The organism is Alexandriicola marinus, from assembly GCF_004000435.1.
In the GTDB taxonomy this organism is placed as follows: Bacteria; Pseudomonadota; Alphaproteobacteria; order Rhodobacterales; family Rhodobacteraceae; genus Alexandriicola; species Alexandriicola marinus.
Genome location: NZ_RBVZ01000007.1, coordinates 101,136 through 119,980 on the forward strand (window position 1 = coordinate 101,136; position 18,845 = coordinate 119,980).

Sequence of the window (18,845 nt, forward strand, 5' to 3'; positions counted from 1 at the left end):
CTGTCATCATCTGGCGGTTGGCCCATCGGATGACATGCGAAGACTGGGCGGCATCGCCCCCCTGTTCAAGCCCTAAACTCCCGTGCCCTGACCTTCGCGAACGGCCGCATCGGCAAGCCCCCGAAGATAGCCGAGTGCGAAGATATGTCCGCTCATCGCATAGCCGTCGTTGGCGCCGTCATCGCAGGCCAGAAGCGGCGCGTGATCACTGCGGATCGGGCCGTCATAGCCCGTCTCGACAAGGGCCCGGAACACCGCGAACAGATCCGTCTGCCCGTCATCGGGAAAGGTCTCGATGAAATCGTCCCAGCTGCCGCGGATGTCGCGCACATGGACGAAACCGATCCGTCCCTGCCAGCGGCGCACCAGTGCCGGGATGTCGTGGCCGGCCTCCGCGAAACAGCCCATGCAAAAGGTCATGGCATTGGCCGGGCTCGACGATATCCCGAGGATGCGGTCGAAATCCTCGACGCTCCCGGCAATCCGCTGAAGCCCGCACATTTCCGGCAGGGGCGGATCATCGGGATGCAGCGCCAGCCGGACATCGGCGGCTTCGGCGGCGGGGACCACGTCGTGCAGGAACCGTTCGAGATTGTCCCACATCCTGTCGCGCGGGATCGGCTCTTCGTCGTGGTGCAGGTCGAGCGCCGCAAGGTCAGCCATGCGAAAACCGCTGGTCAGCGCCCCGCCCCGGGTCTGACGGTCCATCGCGGTGCGCACGACCATCGCATCGTCAAAGACCTGCGGCATGAAGTTGTAGGCCACCACCTCGACCCCAAGCCGGCCCAGATGACCCAAGGTGCGCTTGTAGCGTTCGGTCTGGTCCTGCCAGCCATCCTTGCCCATGACGATCCGGTCGATGGGCGGGCCCGATTCCGCGATTGTCCATTTCAGGCCGATATCCCGATATCGGGCCGCGATCGCGTCAAGTGCTGCGCCATCCTCGGGCAGGCCTGTCATGTCGTAATGCACGGCCTCCTCCACGCCCAGCTGGCGCAGCACCCGAAGGTTCGTGTCATCGGGCGGGTTCGCCACGAGGGTCAGGCGCATCGGGACCTCCTAGATCGGATCAAGGGGTGACAGCGGCCGTGTCACCCGGCGATAGGGCAATTGCCCGATATCGGCCCGCGTCGGCCCCGGCGTGTCGGCCAGAAGGATACGCGCGGCAAGCGGGCCGAAACTCTCCCGGAAATGCGAGGGCGACTTGACGAAGACCAGGCTGGCCGCCGCCGGATCGAGCCCCTGCGACAGATACATCGCGCGGTCCCACTCCATTGAGGGGCGACTGCGGACAAGAACGCGGACCTGCCCGATCCCCAGAACCGCCGTGGGCCCCATGTCCATGGCAAGCCCCTGTGCTCCGGCATCAGACATCACGTAGCGCCCGTCAGAAACCGATATGACCTTGGCCGTCACGATCAGGGGCGCACCATCGAGGACAGAGAAGCGGTGGCCCAGCGCGACCTCGATCTCCCGGTCGACCCCCGCCTGATGGGCAAGGCCCGCCGCCTGCGGGTCGCACAACGTCAGAAGGGTAAGGCCCGGTTTGCGGTCGGCGCCAGTCTCCAGCACCGCGCGCAGGACCGCCACGTTATCGGCCGCGGCCCCGCCGGTGGGCGCGTCGCCCGTGTCGGCGGCAAGGGTCATGCCGTCGCTCGAATGGGCAATGCGGATCACCTCCGCAAGTGGCGTGAGGCCGAGCGGGAATTCATCGCGAACATCCATGACCATCTGCGCCAGCGTGTCGGCGGCGGCCTGTGCGGCCCCCTGATCGCCGTCGGCGCAGACAAGCGCCGCAAATCCCAGATCGGGGACGTCGATCCAAGGCTGAACCGGAAAGATCGAGGCATGGCGGACAAGCCCATCGGCCTCCATCCGGCGCGCGGCCCGGGCGACCTCCGACAGCGGGCCATCGGTCGTGCGTCCGCAGACAGGCGGCACGATCACCGGACATTTGGCCAGCGCCATGACCGGGCGGCACCGACCCTCGAGCGTGTCGATCATCAGCCGGGCCACCCGTTCGCCCGTCTCGAACATGTCGGTATGCGGATAGCATTGATAGCCCACGTGGAACGTCTCGGGCTGAAGCATCAGGGGCGTGATATGCCCGTGCAGATCCAGCGAGACGCCGATCGGCACCCCCTCTGGCAGGCGCGCCCGCATCCGGGCGATGATCTCGCCATCGCCGTCCGGCTGATCCTCGATCACGAGCGCCCCGTGCAGCACGAGGATCAACCCGTCGACCCGACCCGCCGCGTCGAGCCGGGTTTCGATCTCCGAGACGAGACGTTCGAAATCTGGCCGCTGCATGGGCCCCGCGGCCGCGGCATAGGCCGCGATCAGGGGCACAGCCTCGACACCCGCCGCATCGAGCGTGGCGAGAACGGCCGGCACCTCGACCCGGGCCGCTCCAAAGCCCTCGCGCATCTCTGAGCCCCGGTGGATGTAGTAGCTCTCAAAGAGCGCGACCGTCGTGGGGATCGGCGAGAAGGTGTTCGTCTCCTGCATGATCGAGGCCACGGCCACGCGACGGCCCTGCGCACCGGAACCGGTCATGTTTGCGCTTTCGGATCAGATGGGGAATGTGGTTCCATCAGGTCATGTTGAACCCGGGTGGCAGATCGCGCAAGCGCCTGCGCGCGCCCCAGAAACGTGAGGTCACCGAAATGACCAATCCAGGCCTGCGTGAGACGCGCCTTACAACGGCGCTTCCCGACCATCCCTTGCGCATCTTTACCCTGAAGGGCGCGCGTGCGGGGCCGGTTCTGGCGCTGATCGGCGCGGTTCATGGTGACGAGCTGGAAGGGCCGCTGACGCTGTCGGCGCTGATGCAGTCCCTCGACCCTGCCGAGATGGCGGGGACGTTGATACTCTGCCCCGCCGCCAATCCCGAGGCGCTTGCCGCCTCGACCCGGTGTTCGCCCTCCGACGGGCGCAACCTCGCGCGCTGTTTTCCCGGTGACCCCGGGGGCAGCCCGACCGAGGTTCTGGCCGCGCTGATCGCGCGGCATGTGATCCGTCCGGCCGATGTGCTGATCGATCTGCACAGCGGAGGCGGGCCGGTGCATTGCCCGCTTTTCGCGGGCTATGGCGATGCCGCCGCGACGGGGGGCGCTGCCCGGGCCATGGCCCGGGCCTTCGGCGCGCCCGTGGTGTGGCGCCACCCCGCCCCCCTGCCGCCCGGCCGCACCCTGTCGGAGGCGCAAGATGCGGGCATTCCCGCGATCTATATCGAGGCCGGTGGGGGGATCGTCCCGCCGCCGGAGATCGTGTCGCGATACGAGGCCGGCGTGCGCGGGATCATGGCGCATCTGGGGATGCTCGACCAGCGCCCCGACCCCGGCCCAGCCCCGCGCCAGGTGGCGGGCAGCGGCGATCTGGATCATGCGATCATGGCGCCGGTCTCGGGCCTTTGCCATTGCCGGGTCGACCTGCTGGCGCCTCTGAGCAAGGGCGACATCTGTTTCGACATCACCGATCTGGACGGGCGCGTTCTGGCCTCCGTCCCAGCCGAGGCCGATGGCATCGCCATGTTCCTGCGCCGCAGCCGCTGGGTATCACAGGGCGATCTGCTGATGGCCAGCGCCCATCCCGACGATTAGCGCAACCGCACCCGGTCGGGCGCCATGCCCGCAACGCCCACATCCGCCGCAAAGAGCCGTCCCGCATAGGGATCGTCTTCATCCTCGGATGCAGTGGTGATGAAGAGCGTCCGATACGCCGGCCCGCCGAAGGCGCAGCTGGTCACCAATGGCGTGGGCAGGCTTACACGGCCCAGTTCGCGCCCCTCGGGCGACAGATGCAGCACGCAGGCGCCCCCCCAGACGGCCAGCCAGATCCCGCCTTCGGCATCGACGCATAGCCCGTCGGGCAGCTGATCGCCCGGCAAGCTGCAGATCGCGCGACGGTCCGAGATCGCGCCCGTCTCGGGGTCATGGGCAAAGGCATCGAGCCTTTGCGTCACGGAATCCACATAATACATTCGTCGGCGATCCGGGCTCCAGCCGATGCCGTTCGACATCGAGATGCCCGGCAGCCGCTGCGAGAATCCCGCCCCCGGGTCATGGCACCACAGGGCGCAATCGAACTGCCCCTCGGCCGTCGCCGTCCCGACCCAGAACCGCCCCGCGGCGTCGGGCTTGCCATCGTTGAAGCGCCCCGGCATCCCCGGCGGCAAGGCCGCAACCGAGCGCAGGTCGCCATTCGCGGACATAACCAACAGCCCCTGCCCGATCGCCAGAAGAATCGCGCCGTCATCCGTCAGCGCGGCGCAACCGGGCGATCCGGTCAGGTCGCGGAATGTCGTCTCGCCGGTCGCGATATCGGTGGCATAAAGTCGGCAGAGCCGGATATCTATCCAGCGCAAGAGCCCTGCTGCGTCGTCCCAGACCGGGCCTTCGCCAAGGCCCGCCCGAAGGCTGCCCACAGGCGCCGCCGTCACTTGCGTCATGTCATGTGCCCTTCCAGTCCATCATTGGAAAAGACTGGCCCATTTCAGCCCCGCGGCCAAGCCGCCCGGCTTGAGTTCCGCCCCCCACGCCCCTAGGCTTGGCCCGTATCAACCGGGAGAGCCATGATGGCGCGTGACGGCCTATATCTGCGCCATGCGGATTTCCTGCCCGTTCCGGGGCTGGACCGCGCCATTGATCTGGGTCAGGGCTTCACGCCGCTGGTGCGGAGCCGGTCCATCGGCCCCAAGGCCGGCATCCCCGATCTGCGCTTCAAGATGGAGCAGCTGAACCCGACCGGGTCCTACAAGGACAGGTTCGCGGGACTGGCGATCGGAGAAGCGCTTTGCGGCGGCGCGACGTCCTGCATCGCCACCTCGTCTGGCAACACAGGCGCCGCACTTGCGGCCTTTGCCGCCTCGGCCGGGATGGATTGCGCGCTCTATGTCTCGGAAAATGCGCCCGAGGGCAAACTGGCCCAGATGCTGGCCTACGGGGCACGGGTCTACCGGGTCGACCGGTTCACGATCGACCCCGAGGAAAGCCGCGCAATCTCTGAGATGCTGGAGCGGGAGGCCGAGGCCCGCGGCCTGACCCTCTTCATTACCGCCTATGCGATCTGCCCCGGCCCGATGGAGGGGATCAAGACCATCGCCTACGAGCTACACGCGGATGCGCCCGACGCAGCCGATGTCTTCGTTCCGGTGGGCGGCGGCGGCCTGCATGTGGCGATCGCGCGTGGATATGACGATCTGCGCGGCGCGGGCCTGACAGGGGCAAGCCCACGGATCCATGCCGTCCAGCCCGAGGGAAACGATACCGTGGCCACGCCCCTGCGCGAGGGCGCGACAGAGGCCCGCCCCGTCGCGACCTCGACCACGATCAGCGGGCTTGGCGTGGGGTTCATTCTGGACGGACACGAGGTGATCCGCCACGCGCGCGCCACCGGCGGCACCGGCCATGTGATCGACGAGGACGAGATCCGCGCCGTGCAACGCAGGCTGGCTCAGGAGGAAGGCATCCTTGTCGAGCCGGCGGGTGCCGTCGGCGTCGCGGGCGCGTTGGCCGCGGCGCGGGAGGGGCAATTGACGGGCGACCGCCCCGCGATCTGCATCCTGACAGGCCACGGCTTCAAGGATCCCGGCACGATGCAATCCATGGGTGGCGACGCGATCCGGATCGGGCGATCCGACCTGCCCGGCACATTCCAGCCCACCCCGGAGGCAGCATCATGACGGCGAAACAGGTTGTCCTCATCACCGGGGCCGGCACGGGCATCGGCGCCGCGACCTGCCGCCGCTTTGCCCGGGATGGCGCGACGATCGTCCTGTGCGGGATCGATGCCGCGCCATTGAACAAGGTGGCCGATGAGCTGACCGCATCGGGCGTCACCGCCCTGTCCGTGCCCATGGACGTGACCGACGCCGCGGCCCGGGACGCGCTGTTCGACACGATCGAGGCACGGTTCGGACGGCTGGATCTGCTGGTCAACAACGCGGCCATCATCGGGCAGGCCGCGCTCGCGCCGGCCGCGACGCAAAGCCTCGATCATTTCGAACGGATCGTCAGTGTCAATCTCACCGCGGCCTTCGCAATGGCGCAGAAGGCCTATTCGCTGCTGCGCGACAGCGGCGGGTCGATCGTCAATGTCTCGTCCGTCGGAGGCAGTGCGGCACAGTTCAACGGGGCCGCTTATTGCGCCACCAAGGCCGGGATCGACGCGCTGACGCGCAGCCTGGCGCTGGAATGGGCAGAGGCGGGGATACGGGTCAACGCCATCGCACCCGGCGACATCCGGACCGAGACGACCGACGCGCTGAAATCGGGATGGCAAAGCGGCGATACGCCCACATCGCCCTTCGTCCGGACGACCCCCTTGGGCCGCCCCGGCACGCCCGAGGAAATGGCCGAGGTCATCGCCTTTCTCGCCAGTCCGGCGGCAAGTTTCGTCACCGGCGAGGTTCTGCGCGCCGATGGCGGCTTTCTGCTCTACTAGGCGTCGCCACCTGCACCAAGGGTCCCCGCTCCGGCAGTTTCCCCGGCGTCACGGGGGGCGGACGGCGCCTCTCGAAGCGGCTATGCGGCCGGAGCGGCCTTTCGTTCCTTTCAATCAACTACCCCCGCCAGCGCATTTGATAGTAACGTGCAATCGAACCGAATTTGGAGCAAGAGATGCGGCTGATATTTTTTCTACTGGTTTCACTCGCCGTATGTTTAACCACGTCTGTGGGGGAGTTGAACGCCGCCGAAATCGAAGTTGTACCGGGCCTTGACCCCAACCAAAAAGCGATTCTGGTTAGAGGTCCTATCGAAGAAGGCGACGACAGTCGTTTTTTTGAGATAGCCGAGGAAACCCCTCGCGCAACAGTGGTTTTGGAGTCACCAGGAGGGATAGTCTCGACCGGCATTTCCATTGCCGCAGAAATCGCGATCCGTGAATACACTACTTTGGTACTCGATGGGTCCGGCTGCCACTCGATCTGTGCTATAATGTGGGTTGCAGGAGGGCGCCGCTATATGTCTCCTGATGCGGATATCAGCGTGCATGCTGCTTATCGTATGAGAAACTCTACGGACGGAAGCGTCGAAACATCTGAATCTGGCATGGCAAATGCTCAAATTGGAGCGTTTTTGAATGAAATCGGTCTCAGCGCCGATGCAATCCGCTATTTTACTTTTGCGGGCCCCAACGAGGAGCTCTTGGATATCACGCCAGAAATTGCACAGGCCCTGAGTATCGATGTCTATATTCAGAGTTCGAATGGTACCATTTCGCCAAGTGAGCGTCCAACACCGCGTCGTATCACCCGCCAAGTTTCCGAATACATTGCCTTGGCAGAAAATTGTACAACGCTTTTCTCGGTAAATGGTGAATTTTGGCAAGACCAAGCAAAAGAGGTCTTAGATCGTGGGCATCGAATCTTCGGTGGGGCAATTTTTGCGCACTTACTGGGAGAGTATGTCGCGGTCACCAAGGCAGACATCAGACAACAAGGATTTGTACGTTGGTGCCTTTCGACTGAGCAAAGTCTGCGCAGAGATGGGCTGCAAACTGGAATTCTAGGTCCGAGCTATGACTGCTCGAGATCATCAACGCGCACAGAGTTCGCAGTTTGCGACACGCCTGATCTGTGGGCAATGGACAGAGCGATGGCCAACTTGTACTTCTACTATCGCGAAAATCTTGCTGCATCTCGCTCCCAAGAATTCTTGCCGTCTCAAAGGGCATGGCTTTCCAGACGAGATCAGTGCGCAGACGACATAGCCTGTCTTTACGCGCGATACTCTTCAAGACTGTTTGACTTCGGAATTTAGGCTGAGAACCACTTCCGCTCCGGGCTCCTTGCGGTCATCTGACGTTGTCACTCGGGAAGAGGCCTGTGTCCGATATCCGCCTTCCGACGGGAACCTTACGTCAGGAGGAATTCGCCCGACCTTCCATCAGGTCGGACAGCAGGTCTTGCGCGCTTGCGCGGATCGCCTCGACCATCCCGGGCGTCGCGCCTGAATAGGGCCAGAGCAGGTCGGGCCCGACCGGGGCCCAGCCGCCCGCCGCGGCCATCGCCTTGTCGAGGGCGGCGTCCGACAGGCCGTGATCGCGAGCCAGCGGGATCATGGTTTCGTGCAAGAACCGGCGGAAGCGATCCTCGACATCGCGGGCGGCCTCGGGGTCGGTCTCGGCCATGTCCCAGTGACGCATCGCCCCGGCAGGCGACAGGCAGGCCACGTTGGAATAGGCGCCGTCGGCCCCGAGGGGCCGCCCGAAGGCCACGGTGTGACCGGCGACAAAGACAGACATGTCACCCAGCATCTCGCGCCGCTGTGCATACCAAGCCGCATCGCCCCCCGCGACCTTGACGCCCACGAGCGATGCGCTGCGCGCGCGCAGCCGGGCGATGCCGGGCACGTCGAGCCGAACCTTGGCGGTGGGTGGATTATACAGGATCAGCGGCAATCCGTCCGATGCCTCGCTCATGCCGTCGATGAACCGGGCCTGTTCGGTCTCGGACGGGGGCCACCAATCGGGCAGCGTGATCTGCGCGGCGACCGCGTCACTTTCCGCGATCCGGCGCAGCCTTTCGCGGGCTACGCGCGGGTTGGAATTGCTGACACCGATCTGGACCGGAACCCCTGCCCGGCCCGCGACGCCAAGCGCAAGATCGGTGATCGCGTCGAACTCCGCCTCGGTCTGGTTGAAGAACTCGGCCGCCGTGCCATTGGTATAGATGCCCGCCACGCCCGAGGCGCAAAGGATATCGACCAGCTCTGCCAGAGCGCCCATGTCGATCTGATCCCCACCCTGAACCGGCAGAAGAACAGCACCCCAGATGCCCCGGGGTCGAAATCCCGACATCTCAGATCTTCCCTTCGGCGCGCAACTCGGCCTCGAGCCGCGCCTTGTAGGCAGCCTTCGACGCCTCGTCGATCCGCGCGCTCTCGCCGAAATACACAAAGCCCAGCGCCCGGCGCGACCGGTCGGGCGAGACGTTCGGCCCGGCCCAGTGGATGATATGCGCGTCATGCATGAGGAACGTGCCCGCATCGCCGGGAAAGGCCACGGTGTTGGCCTTGTCGTCCTCGGTGCCGAAATCCGTCAGGCCCTGCGAAAAGCCCAGCACGTTCGACCGGCCATGAGGCCGGAAGCCGCCCGCCTTGTGTGAGCCCCGGACATAGTGGATGCAGCCGTTTTCCTCGTCCACCGGTTCCAGAGCGAGCCAGCCCGTCACCGCCTTGCAGGGCGACAGGTGAAAGTAATACCCATCCTGATGCGGCGGGGTGGGCTGGCCGATGCCGGCCGGCTTGTTGAAATATTGCAGGTTCTGCGGGACCGCCGCCTCGCCCATTGCAGCCGAGGCCAGATCACGGATGACGCTGTTTTCCATCAACTCGCGGAAATAGGCGTCATAGACCGACAGCTTCTGCATCTGCTTGAGCGTGGAGCGATCGTCCCGGTTCTCGAAATAGACCTCCTCGACCGGCATGGTGGGCATCACGTCAGCGATGTAACGGTCAAGCTCTGCGTTGATTTCGGCCATCTTGTCCGCATCGAACAGCGGTTGCAGCGCCATGTATCCATCGCGCGCAAACCCGGCCGCGAGGTCATTCATCTCAAGATCGGACATCTGTCATCTCTCTCCCCTGTTGCGGGATATCGAAGCACGAAGACCGCGGAACCGCGCAGCCAGAGATCCGACGCCAGACTAGGAATATCGACAAATCCGGGGCAATATCGGCCCCATGACCAAGGATCGGGACATCACGGCCCTTTTGCGCCATGCCTATGGCCGCTTTGACCGGCGCCTTCCGATCGGCCCGGTCACATGGCCGTTCCACGATCTGCTGTGGATTCATCAAGGCCGCGCGCGCATCAGGTTCGAGGACGGAGACCACGTCGACCTGTCGGCCCCTGACGGGATCCTGATCCTGCCGGGAACCCCGTTTTCCGGCGAGGCGGTGGGCGGTGCCGCGACCGCCTCGGTCTGCCATTTCCGGATGAGCGGGGCCGAGGGGGCGGGCCATCGGCGTGCGCCGGTGCCCGAGCGGATCGATCTGCAGGCGCTTGTCCGCCTCGCGCTCAGGCTGGCCAAGGACAGCCCCGAAGCGACAGAGCGGCGGACGCGGCTCCTGCGCGCGATCCTCGACGGTTTTGACGCAGGCACCGGCGCGCCCGAACGCGACCGCCGGGCGCAGCGGCTGGCGCAGGCCTGGGATCAGGCCGCCGCGAACCTCGGGGGGATGCGCAGCCTCGTGGATGTGGCCGCCCTGATCGGATTGCGCGAAAGCGCGCTGCGCACGCTCCACCGCGAGGTTCATGGCACTCCCGCCGGGGCGCACCTTCGCGAATTGCGGCTGACACGGGCAGAGGCGCTTCTGGCAACGACGGGCCTGACGCTGGCCGAGATCGCCCGGCAGGTCGGCTATGGCCATGCCGAAACGCTGAGCGCGGCGTTCCAGCAATCGCGCGGAATGACCCCGGGCGGCTTTCGCCGCCATGCGCGACCCTTCGCCTGAACGCTCAGGCGAGCCTCGAAAAGCCCGAATGACACACCGGCCCGTCAAGCAGCGCCTCCGGATCGCGCCCGTCCTCGCACTCGGCAATCAGGGCGAAGACCGGATCCAGCGCCTCGAAATAGCGATCCACCACGTCGGGCCGGTGTTCCGTGCAGACATAGACACTGGTGCCCGCAAGGTATCCGGCCTTGAGCATTTCCTGCGTGATCAGCGTCTTGTAGATCGGCCCACGCGCGCCCGGAATGTCAAAGCCGGTCAGAGCCGGCAGGCCCCGTGTGCGGATCGTCAGACCATGCGAGGCGGCAAGGTCCTGCCAGCGGCGGGTGATCTCGCGCCCGGTTTCGGTGATGACCTCCCATGAGCGGCAGTCTTCCATCGCATCGAGCGTGGCAAGCGCCGCGACGGGGCCGATCCTCTCGGTCCAGAAGGTGGAACTGATGAAGGTCGATTGCGCCGCATCCATGACCGCGCGCCGCCCGATCACGGCGGTAATCGCATAGCCATTGCCCAGCGCCTTGCCAAAGACGGCCATATCGGGATCGACGCCGTAAATCTTGTGCAACCCGCCAAAGGCCTGCCGGAAACCCGAGGTGCATTCGTCAAAGATCAGGACGATGCCATGCGCATCCGCGATGTCGCGGACGGCCTGAAGAAAACCGGGGGCGGGATCGGCGCTGCGTGACACCTCCATCTTGATGACGCCGATCTTCTGGTCCGTGACCAGCGATTTCAGCGCTTCCAGATCGTTGTAGGCAAACGGAAAGACCGAGCCCGCCAGATCACGCGGAACACCCGCCGGATCAAGGCCGGGCAGCAGATGCCCGTCCAGGCCGGCCGCATCGCCAAGATTGGCGGCCAGATACCAGTCATGCCAGCCGTGATAGCCGCAGATCGCCACGCCGTCGCGCCCGCTGGCCGCGCGGGCGATGCGGATCGCAATGGCATTGGCCTCCCCGCCCGAACGGGCGAAACGGGCCATTTCGGCCCATGGATGCAGCGCCACCAGACGTTCGGCCAGCGCCACCTCTTCGGGGGCGTTGAGGGTCGACATGTTGCCCGCGTCGATCACGCCGCGCACCGCGGCATCGACCGACGGATGGCCATAGCCCAGCGTATTGGTACCCACGCTCATCAGCGACATGTCGGTGAATGCCCGATCCTCCAGATCCCAGACCGTCACCCCCGCCGCGCGCGAGAAATAGGCGGGCCAGATATCGGGCAAATGCATCTCGGGCCGCTTGGACAGCAGCATGTTGCCGCCGGGGATGACCGATTTCGCCCGATCCCAGAGCGCTTGCCCCTTGTTCATCGCATCCTCCCTGCGTCAGTGTTATCATGTTATGATGTTAACATGATCCATCACAAGGCACGAAGATGAGCGATCCGCATTGGGCCCCTTGCGCACTCGACACCCGGATATGGGAGGAGGAGCTGAACGACTTCGTTCCCGCACAGGTCTTCGATGTCCATACGCATCTGCATGACTGGACCCATTACACCGATCACGCCAAGGCCACCGGCCCCTATGCGCCGAGCATCGGCACCTATTTCCCGAGTGCCACACGGACGATTGCCGATGCCGTCGATGCGGCCCTGATGCCGGGGCGCGAGGTCGACCGGCTGTCCTTTCCGTTCCCCTATCCACGCCCGATCGATACCGAGGCCGCCAATGCGCTTATCGCGGCCGAGGTCTCGGGCGCCCCGCGATCGGCGGGGCTGATGCTCGTCCAACCGGAGATGACGGTCGAGCACATCCGCACGACGCTAGCGCGGACCGGTCTGATCGGGCTGAAACCCTATCTTGTCTACGCCCGCGGCGCGCCGCCTGCGGAGGCCCGGATCACGGACTTCCTGCCCGAACCGCAGATCGCGCTGGCCGATGAGCTGGGTCTCATCATCATGATGCACCTGTCCAAACGCGACGCCATCGCGGACCCGGACAACATCCGCGACCTGCGCGATCTGACCGAGCGCTATCCGGGCGCCAAATGGTGCCTTGCCCATTGCGCGCGCAGCTATTCCGCCTGGGCAATCGAAGCGGCGGCAGCTTCCCTGCGTGGCATCCCGAACATCTGGTACGATACCTCCACCGTCTGCGAGGCCGATGCGCTCGATGCGCTCTATACCGGGGTCGGCGTCGACCGGGTGATGTACGGCAGCGACGACCTGATCGGCCCGATGCGCGGCAAATACATCGCCTTCGGCCGGGCATGGAGCCTGCTGCACCCCGGCAATCACAGCCTGACACTGGGCCATTGTCTGCCCGACATGACCTTCATCCGCTACGAGCAACTCCGCGCCATGAAGCGCGGCGCCCGCCAGATCGGCCTGACCTGGGCGCAGCGGAAGGCCCTCTTCCACGACACCGCCCGCGCGCTGGTCGATTCCGTGCCGAGGCATTAGGGCTCTTGGTCTGACGCGAGGAGCCCCGGCGGTCATAGACTGTCAGACATCCGGCCGGTTTTCTGAGCGACATCGTCAGATGACCGCTTTGGAGAAACTACCCTTTCACCTACTCGGTACGTCCCAATCCGAAGGGGGCATGTCGCGCCGTTGCAAGTGCATCGCCAGACCAACCGCGACGCCCACGCCGATGGCGACCGTCAGATCGGCCACCACCGTCAGGACAAGTGTCAGGACGAGTAGAAATTGGTCGGAGCGCCGCTCTTTCAGGTAACCCGCCCATCTGTGCGGTTCGCTCATGTTCCAAGCTGTCAGGATGAGCAAGCCCGCCAGTGCTGGCATCGCGAGATAGCCTGCAAGGGGTGCGGCGATCAGCATGACGACAAGGATCGTCAAGGCGTGAACGAGACCTGCGACGGGGGTCTTGCCGCCCGCGCGCACATTCGTCGCCGTTCGGGCAATCGCGCCGGTCGCGGGCAGACCGCCAAACAGCGATGACCCGATATTCGCGGCTCCTTGTGCGAGCAGCTCGGCGTTTGGCCGGTGGTGCCCCTGTATCATCCTGTCCGCCACCATTGCCGACAGAAGGGACTCGATCCCGGCGAGGAAGGCGATGACGAAAGCGCTTGGCAACAACTCTGTCACCCGTGCCAAACTGACCTCCGGCAAGGACGGGAGCGGAAGGTTGCTTGGCAGATCGCCGAACCGGGAATGGATCGTGTCCACGGGCAGCGCCATCACAGCGACAACGGCAGAAGTCGCGGCGATCGCGACAATCAGACCGGGTAGTCTTGGTGCCAGCCTTCGAAAGGTGACAATCAGGATCATCGAAGCGATCCCGATACAAAGTGCCGCGACGTTGGTGCTGTCGCGTGCACTCCAGAGGGCGTCCACCTTACCGAAGAACTCTGCTGGAACGGTGCCAATGGACAGACCGAAAAGATCGTTGAGCTGGCTGGTGGCAATTATGACCGCGATACCGATGGTGAAGCCGTTGATGACGGGTTCCGGGACAAGGCGCATCAGCCGACCTGCCCGCAGGCACCCCCCGACTAGCAGGATCACCCCGGCCATGAATGTTGCCAATACCAGCCCATCATACCCATGATCGGCAATCACGCCGTAGACAACGACGATGAATGCACCGGTTGGCCCCCCAATCTGCACCCGGCTTCCTCCCAGAAGCGAGATCAGGAAACCCGCGACGATGGCTGTGACCAGACCTTGCGCAGGGGATGCGCCCGACGCGATTGCGATGGCCAGGCTGAGCGGGAGCGCAACCATGGCCACAGTAACCCCAGCCAAAACATCCGCCCGGAATGTCGGGCCATCGTAGGTTTGAAGTGTCGTCAGGATTTTCGGCTTCATTTCAAAAGCATAACTAAGCCGGAGACAGGGATGTAGCGGAAGTTTCGTTGGATGACAGAGAAGCCGACAATCGCCGAACCACAAGAACCGGGAGGTATGGGCTCTAGACAGTCATTCGCGACAGAGCAATCAAGGGACGGATTTGGGCCGGTCACGACTGCCAGCCGGTCTTCGGCCTTCATGGTTGTTTTTTCAGTTTCATACGAAGCAACGCCGTTCGCTGCAGCCTAGGCGACATCGGCCCAATGGTCTAGATTCCCTGAATTGGCCCACCCGCGAAGGGTGGAGAAGGAACCTCTTTTCGGTTGCGGCCCTCTAAAGGTCCGGCAGAAACCCGATTTCGGCGAGGCCATGCGCGTCGCGGAAGGCGCGGTAGGCGTCCTTGAGCGCGGCTTCCGCCTCGGGCGTTTCGTAATTGTCGAACGGCTTGCGGCAATAGCCGGCATCGGCGCCCTGCCACGCCATGATCCGCTTGACCGCCGACATCGGATATTGCTTGAGCGTGAAGAAGATGATGGCGTTGGCCTTGTCCTGCAACGCCTTGGCATCCGCGATCCGGTCTTCGGCCATGGCCGCGACGATATCGGCATAAAGCTCGGGGATGATGTTGTAGAACGACCCGATCAAGCCATCGGCCCCGAAGGCCAGCCCCGACATCGCCATTTCGTCGGCGCCGGAAAAGACCCGGAAATCGGGGCCGATCTCGGTCTTGATGCGGCCGATCTCGAAATGGGTGGGGGCGGTGTATTTGACCCCTTCGATCCCCGGCATGGCGGCCAGCCGGGCCAGAAGCTCGAACCCGATCTCGCCCGCGAGCGCGATCTTGTAGACGACCATCGGCAATGACGTGGAGGCCGTCACGTCGGCATAGTAATTTGCGACCTGATCGGGCGTGAAGGGCCAGTAGATCGGCGGCACCGACGAGATCGCATCGGCGCCCGCAGCCTCGGCCTGACGGGCGAGCGCGACGGTCTGGTAGGTGCTGATCGCGCCCACATGGACCATGACGGGAATGCGGCCCGCGACCTCCGCGCAGACGGTTTCGACCGCGCGCATCCGTTCCTCGGGGCTCATCATGAAGCCTTCGCCGGTCGAGCCGGTCAGGTAAAGACCATCGACGCCGCGCGCCACCAGCGACGCGGTGATGCCCCGCAGCAGCCCTTCGTTCAGGCTGCCATCAAGGTCGAACGGCGTGACAAGGGCGGGGATCACGCCCTTGAAATCGTGGATCGCAAATTTCGCCATATCTATGGGCTTTCGGTTCTGGGCGGTTACTCCGCCAGTGGTTGATCGATCAGGTGGCAGGCCGCCATGTGTTCGCCCTTGGCCGACTTGAAGCGGCGCAACTCTGGCACCTCGGTCTTGCAGCGATCCACGGCATAGCGGCAGCGCGGATGGAACGGGCAGCCCGACGGCGGGTTCACCGGGCTTGGCACATCGCCCTGAAGCACGATCCGGCGTGACTTCTTGTCGAGATCGGCCACGGGAATGGCCGAGAGGAGCGCTTCGGAATAGGGGTGCAGCGTGTTGGCATAAAGATCCTCGGCGTCGCACAGCTCCACGATCTTGCCCAGATACATCACCGCGATCCGGTCGCAGAGATATTCGGTCACGCTCAGATCGTGGGTGATGAACACATAGGTCAGGTTCTTTTCGCGTTTCAGCTCCATCAGAAGCTGAAGCACCTGCGCCTGGATCGACACGTCGAGCGCGCTCACGGCCTCGTCGCAGACGATGAGTTCGGGCTCAATGCTGAGCGCGCGGGCAATGCCGATCCGCTGCCTCTGTCCGCCCGAAAACTCGTGCGGATAGCGATCCATCGACTCGCGGCGCATGTTCACCGCCTCGAGCAGATCGCCCACGATCTTGCGGCGTTCCTCCCGGGTCTTGACCCCGTAGTGGCGAAGCGGATCCTCGAGCGAGCCAAAGATGGTGAATGCCGGGTTCAGCGAGGAATGGGGATCCTGAAACACGATCTGAAGCCGTTTGCGGAAGCGAAACAGCCCTGCGTCATCGAGCGAGGTAAGCTCGGTCTCGCCGTCCTCGCCCGAATAGGTGACGGTGCCCTGCGTCGCCCGGACGAGTTGCAGGATCGCCTTGCCGAGCGTCGTCTTGCCGCAACCGCTTTCACCGACAAGGCCCAGAACCTCACCGCGCCGCACATCGAGGTCGACGCCGTCGACCGCGCGGACATGGCCCGTCACCCGTTTGAAGACACCCGTCTTCACCGGGAAATGCACCTGCACGTCGCGCAGCTTCAGGATCGGGTCATTCGGCTGCATCGGCCGCAAACTCCTCGTAGCGCCAGCACATCACGCGATGATCGGGGGCGACCTGCGTCTCGTCCGGCATCTGGTCGCAGGCCCCGATCCGATAGGCGCAGCGGTCGGCGAACTGGCAGCCCTCGGGCCGGTTGTAGGGATCGGGGGTCTGGCCCGGGATGGCCTTGATCTCCTGATCCTTACCCCGGCCCAGAACCGGGATCGAATCCAGTAGCGCGCGGGTATAGGGATGCACCGGGTTGCGCAGGACCTTGCCCACCGGACCGGCCTCGACGATGTTGCCCATGTACATGACGGCCACGTCATCGGCCAGTTCGGCCACCACGCCCATGTCATGGGTGATCAGCATGATCGCGGTGCCGTGGTCGCGCTTGAGCGTATCCATCAACTCGAAGATCTGGGCCTGAATCGTCACGTCGAGCGCAGTCGTCGGCTCGTCCGCGATCAGGATGCGGGGGTTGCACGACATGGCGATGGCAATCATCGCCCGCTGCCGCATGCCGCCCGAATAGAGATGCGGATATTCGTTGACCCGTTTTTCGGGCAGCGGAATGCCCATCGACCGCAGAAGATCGATGGCCTTGGAATGCCTGTCCGACCGGCCAAGGCCGGTGTGGTATTTCAGCATTTCCTTGATCTGGAACCCGATCGAATAGACGGGGTTGAGCGCCGTCATCGGATCCTGAAAGATCATCGCGATTTCCTTGCCCCGGATGGCGCGCATCTTTGCACCATCGCGCGGCAACTGGTCGATCCGGACAGGCCCGTCCGGGCCGTGATAGGTGATCTCTCCCTCCTCGATCCGGCTCAGCGTCGGCAAAAGCTGCATGATCGAGGCGGCCGTCACGCTTTTGCCGCAGCCGCTTTCGCCCACGATGCACAGGGTCTTGCCCTGCCGGATCTCGAACGACACACCGTCAAGCGCGCGGTTGCAGCGGTTGTTGGTGTAGATGTAGGTCTTGAGCCCCTTGACGGTGAGGGCGACGTCGTTTGCCATCGCCCCTACCCCTGCTGGGACGGGTCGGTCGCATCGCGCAGCCCGTCTCCGATGAAATTCACGCTCAGCACGAACAGCGAAATCGTGGCCCCCACAGGAAGCCAGATCCACCAGTTCTGCTCGAGCACGCGCAGATCCTGCGCCGCGTTCAGGATGTTGCCCCAGGTCGGGATCGACAGCGGGACGCCAAGGCCCAGAAAGCTCAGCCCCGCCTCCTGAAGGATGAAGGCCGCCGTCGACAGGGTGATGTTGACCATGATCGGCCCAAGCGCATTGGGCAGCATGTGTTTATAGGCGATCCGCGCGGGCCCGAGGCCAAAGCTGCGCAGTGCCTGCACGTATTCCTCTTCGCGGATCGACAGCATCCGCGCGCGCGCCATCCGGTAGATGCCGCCCCAGCCCGTCAGCGTGAAGATCACGATCAGGTTCAGCAGGGATTGCCCGAGGATCGCCACCAGCAGCAAGACGAGAATGATCTGCGGAAACGACATGAAGATTTCCGAGATCCGCATCGCGATCCAGTCGAGCCAGCCACCGACATAGCCGGAATAGACACCGATGATCACGCCGATGATGGCCGACAGAAGGGCACTTCCCAGCCCCACGAGGATCGAGACCCGCCCCCCGTAAAGGACCCGGGCAAAGACGTCGCGGCCCGTCTTGTCGGTGCCGAACCAATGCTCGGCCGAAGGCGGCTTGGCGATGGCGCGCAGGTTGGGCGACATCGGGTCATGCTGCGCGATCAGCGGCGCGAAAAGGCTCATCAGGCAGATCACGGCGAAGATCACGAAGCCCACGACCGCCAGACGGTTGTTGAGAAACTTCGACATGAACCGGCCGGTGCGCTGCCTGGTTCCGGCCAGCGCCGCCTCGCGGTCGCGGATCTTGTCGAACTGGGCATCGCGCCGCGTTCTGGGGCGTGTGGCATTGGCATCCGTCATGGCGCTATTCGCCCAGCCGAACGCGCGGATCGATGATCGCGGTCAGAAGATCGACGATGAGGCTCGCGATCAGAACGGCCAGAACCGAGAAGAGCGCAACCATCATGACCAGCGGATAATCCTGACTGCGCACCGCCGAGACGAATTCCTTGCCGATGCCGGGCCACTGGAACACCTGTTCGATGATCACCGATCCGCCGATCAGAACCGGAAGCCGGAACCCGATCAGCACGATCACCGGCGTCAGCGCCACGCGGAACCCGTGCAGGATATTGACCCGCCATTCCGGCATGCCCTTGGACCGGGCGGTGCGGATGAAATCGCGGCTCAGCGCATCAAGCATCGAGGAGCGGGCATAACGCATGACGCCCGCCGTCATCATGATCGACAGCAC

General features: G+C 64.4%; 18 protein-coding genes. 6 read left to right on the top strand and 12 right to left on the bottom strand.

The annotated features are described in order from the left end of the window. Positions 1-72 precede the first annotated feature (72 nt). Positions 73-1,050, bottom strand: a complete 978-nt coding sequence (locus EP376_RS17565; protein WP_127656930.1) for a mannonate dehydratase — start codon at positions 1,048-1,050, stop codon at positions 73-75. Positions 1,051-1,059: 9 nt separating this feature from the next. Beyond that, on the bottom strand, positions 1,060-2,556 hold the full coding sequence (locus EP376_RS17570) for a M81 family metallopeptidase (RefSeq protein WP_127656931.1): 1,497 nt from the start codon (positions 2,554-2,556) through the stop codon (positions 1,060-1,062). Between the two features lie 110 nt (positions 2,557-2,666). Here EP376_RS17570 and EP376_RS17575 point away from each other — a divergent pair, with 110 nt between their 5' ends. Continuing rightward, positions 2,667-3,602 (top strand): succinylglutamate desuccinylase/aspartoacylase family protein, encoded by a 936-nt coding sequence (locus EP376_RS17575; protein ID WP_164744970.1) that lies wholly within the window; start codon positions 2,667-2,669, stop codon positions 3,600-3,602. On the opposite strand, the gene EP376_RS17580 is transcribed toward EP376_RS17575, so the two are convergent. Then, the gene (locus EP376_RS17580) at positions 3,599-4,450 is read right to left on the bottom strand and encodes an SMP-30/gluconolactonase/LRE family protein (RefSeq protein WP_127656933.1); all 852 of its coding nucleotides are present in this window, start codon (positions 4,448-4,450) and stop codon (positions 3,599-3,601) included. The two genes, EP376_RS17575 and EP376_RS17580, sit on opposite strands and share 4 nt — an antisense overlap. Before the next feature lie 126 nt (positions 4,451-4,576). On the opposite strand from EP376_RS17580, the gene EP376_RS17585 reads away from it, so the two are divergent. From EP376_RS17585 to EP376_RS17595, 3 genes are all read left to right on the top strand, one after another. After that, complete coding sequence (locus tag EP376_RS17585) at positions 4,577-5,683, top strand: pyridoxal-phosphate dependent enzyme (protein WP_164744971.1); 1,107 nt, start codon at positions 4,577-4,579, stop codon at positions 5,681-5,683. Further along, complete coding sequence (locus EP376_RS17590) at positions 5,680-6,444, top strand: SDR family NAD(P)-dependent oxidoreductase (protein WP_127656935.1); 765 nt, start codon at positions 5,680-5,682, stop codon at positions 6,442-6,444. Before EP376_RS17585 ends, EP376_RS17590 begins: the two co-directional genes overlap by 4 nt. A 176-nt stretch (positions 6,445-6,620) precedes the next feature. Continuing rightward, positions 6,621-7,763, top strand: a complete 1,143-nt coding sequence (locus EP376_RS17595; RefSeq protein WP_127656936.1) for a hypothetical protein — start codon at positions 6,621-6,623, stop codon at positions 7,761-7,763. 100 nt (positions 7,764-7,863) lie between these two features. On the opposite strand, the gene EP376_RS17600 is transcribed toward EP376_RS17595, so the two are convergent. Both EP376_RS17600 and EP376_RS17605 read right to left on the bottom strand, forming a co-directional pair. Then, the gene (locus EP376_RS17600) at positions 7,864-8,802 is read right to left on the bottom strand and encodes a dihydrodipicolinate synthase family protein (RefSeq protein ID WP_127656937.1); all 939 of its coding nucleotides are present in this window, start codon (positions 8,800-8,802) and stop codon (positions 7,864-7,866) included. Position 8,803: 1 nt separating this feature from the next. Next, positions 8,804-9,571, bottom strand: a complete 768-nt coding sequence (locus EP376_RS17605) for a phytanoyl-CoA dioxygenase family protein (RefSeq protein ID WP_127656938.1) — start codon at positions 9,569-9,571, stop codon at positions 8,804-8,806. A gap of 115 nt (positions 9,572-9,686) precedes the next feature. Between EP376_RS17605 and EP376_RS17610 the strand changes: the two genes are divergently transcribed. Then, positions 9,687-10,460 carry a helix-turn-helix transcriptional regulator gene (locus tag EP376_RS17610; protein ID WP_127656939.1) on the top strand — a complete coding sequence of 258 codons (774 nt, stop codon included), beginning with the start codon at positions 9,687-9,689 and terminating at the stop codon, positions 10,458-10,460. 4 nt (positions 10,461-10,464) lie between these two features. Here EP376_RS17610 and EP376_RS17615 read toward each other — a convergent pair whose 3' ends face one another. Next, a complete protein-coding gene (locus EP376_RS17615) occupies positions 10,465-11,769 on the bottom strand; it encodes an aminotransferase class III-fold pyridoxal phosphate-dependent enzyme (protein WP_127656940.1) in 1,305 nt (434 codons plus the stop codon). Positions 11,770-11,834: 65 nt separating this feature from the next. Here EP376_RS17615 and EP376_RS17620 point away from each other — a divergent pair, with 65 nt between their 5' ends. Next, complete coding sequence (locus EP376_RS17620; RefSeq protein ID WP_127656941.1) at positions 11,835-12,863, top strand: amidohydrolase family protein; 1,029 nt, start codon at positions 11,835-11,837, stop codon at positions 12,861-12,863. A gap of 105 nt (positions 12,864-12,968) precedes the next feature. On the opposite strand, the gene EP376_RS17625 is transcribed toward EP376_RS17620, so the two are convergent. From EP376_RS17625 to EP376_RS17650, 6 genes are all read right to left on the bottom strand, one after another. After that, entirely contained in the window at positions 12,969-14,231 is a 1,263-nt protein-coding gene (locus EP376_RS17625) for a SulP family inorganic anion transporter (RefSeq protein WP_127656942.1), read from the bottom strand. 315 nt (positions 14,232-14,546) lie between these two features. Beyond that, positions 14,547-15,476, bottom strand: a complete 930-nt coding sequence (locus EP376_RS17630) for a dihydrodipicolinate synthase family protein (RefSeq protein WP_127656943.1) — start codon at positions 15,474-15,476, stop codon at positions 14,547-14,549. 26 nt (positions 15,477-15,502) lie between these two features. Continuing rightward, on the bottom strand, positions 15,503-16,513 hold the full coding sequence (locus EP376_RS17635) for an ABC transporter ATP-binding protein (RefSeq protein ID WP_127656944.1): 1,011 nt from the start codon (positions 16,511-16,513) through the stop codon (positions 15,503-15,505). Continuing rightward, entirely contained in the window at positions 16,500-17,510 is a 1,011-nt protein-coding gene (locus EP376_RS17640) for an ABC transporter ATP-binding protein (RefSeq protein WP_127656945.1), read from the bottom strand. Before EP376_RS17640 ends, EP376_RS17635 begins: the two co-directional genes overlap by 14 nt. 5 nt (positions 17,511-17,515) lie before the next feature. Beyond that, positions 17,516-18,451, bottom strand: a complete 936-nt coding sequence (locus tag EP376_RS17645; RefSeq protein ID WP_127656946.1) for an ABC transporter permease — start codon at positions 18,449-18,451, stop codon at positions 17,516-17,518. A 4-nt stretch (positions 18,452-18,455) separates the two neighbouring features. Continuing rightward, positions 18,456-18,845: ABC transporter permease (locus EP376_RS17650; RefSeq protein WP_164744972.1), on the bottom strand; the 390-nt coding region annotated here is incomplete at its 5' end.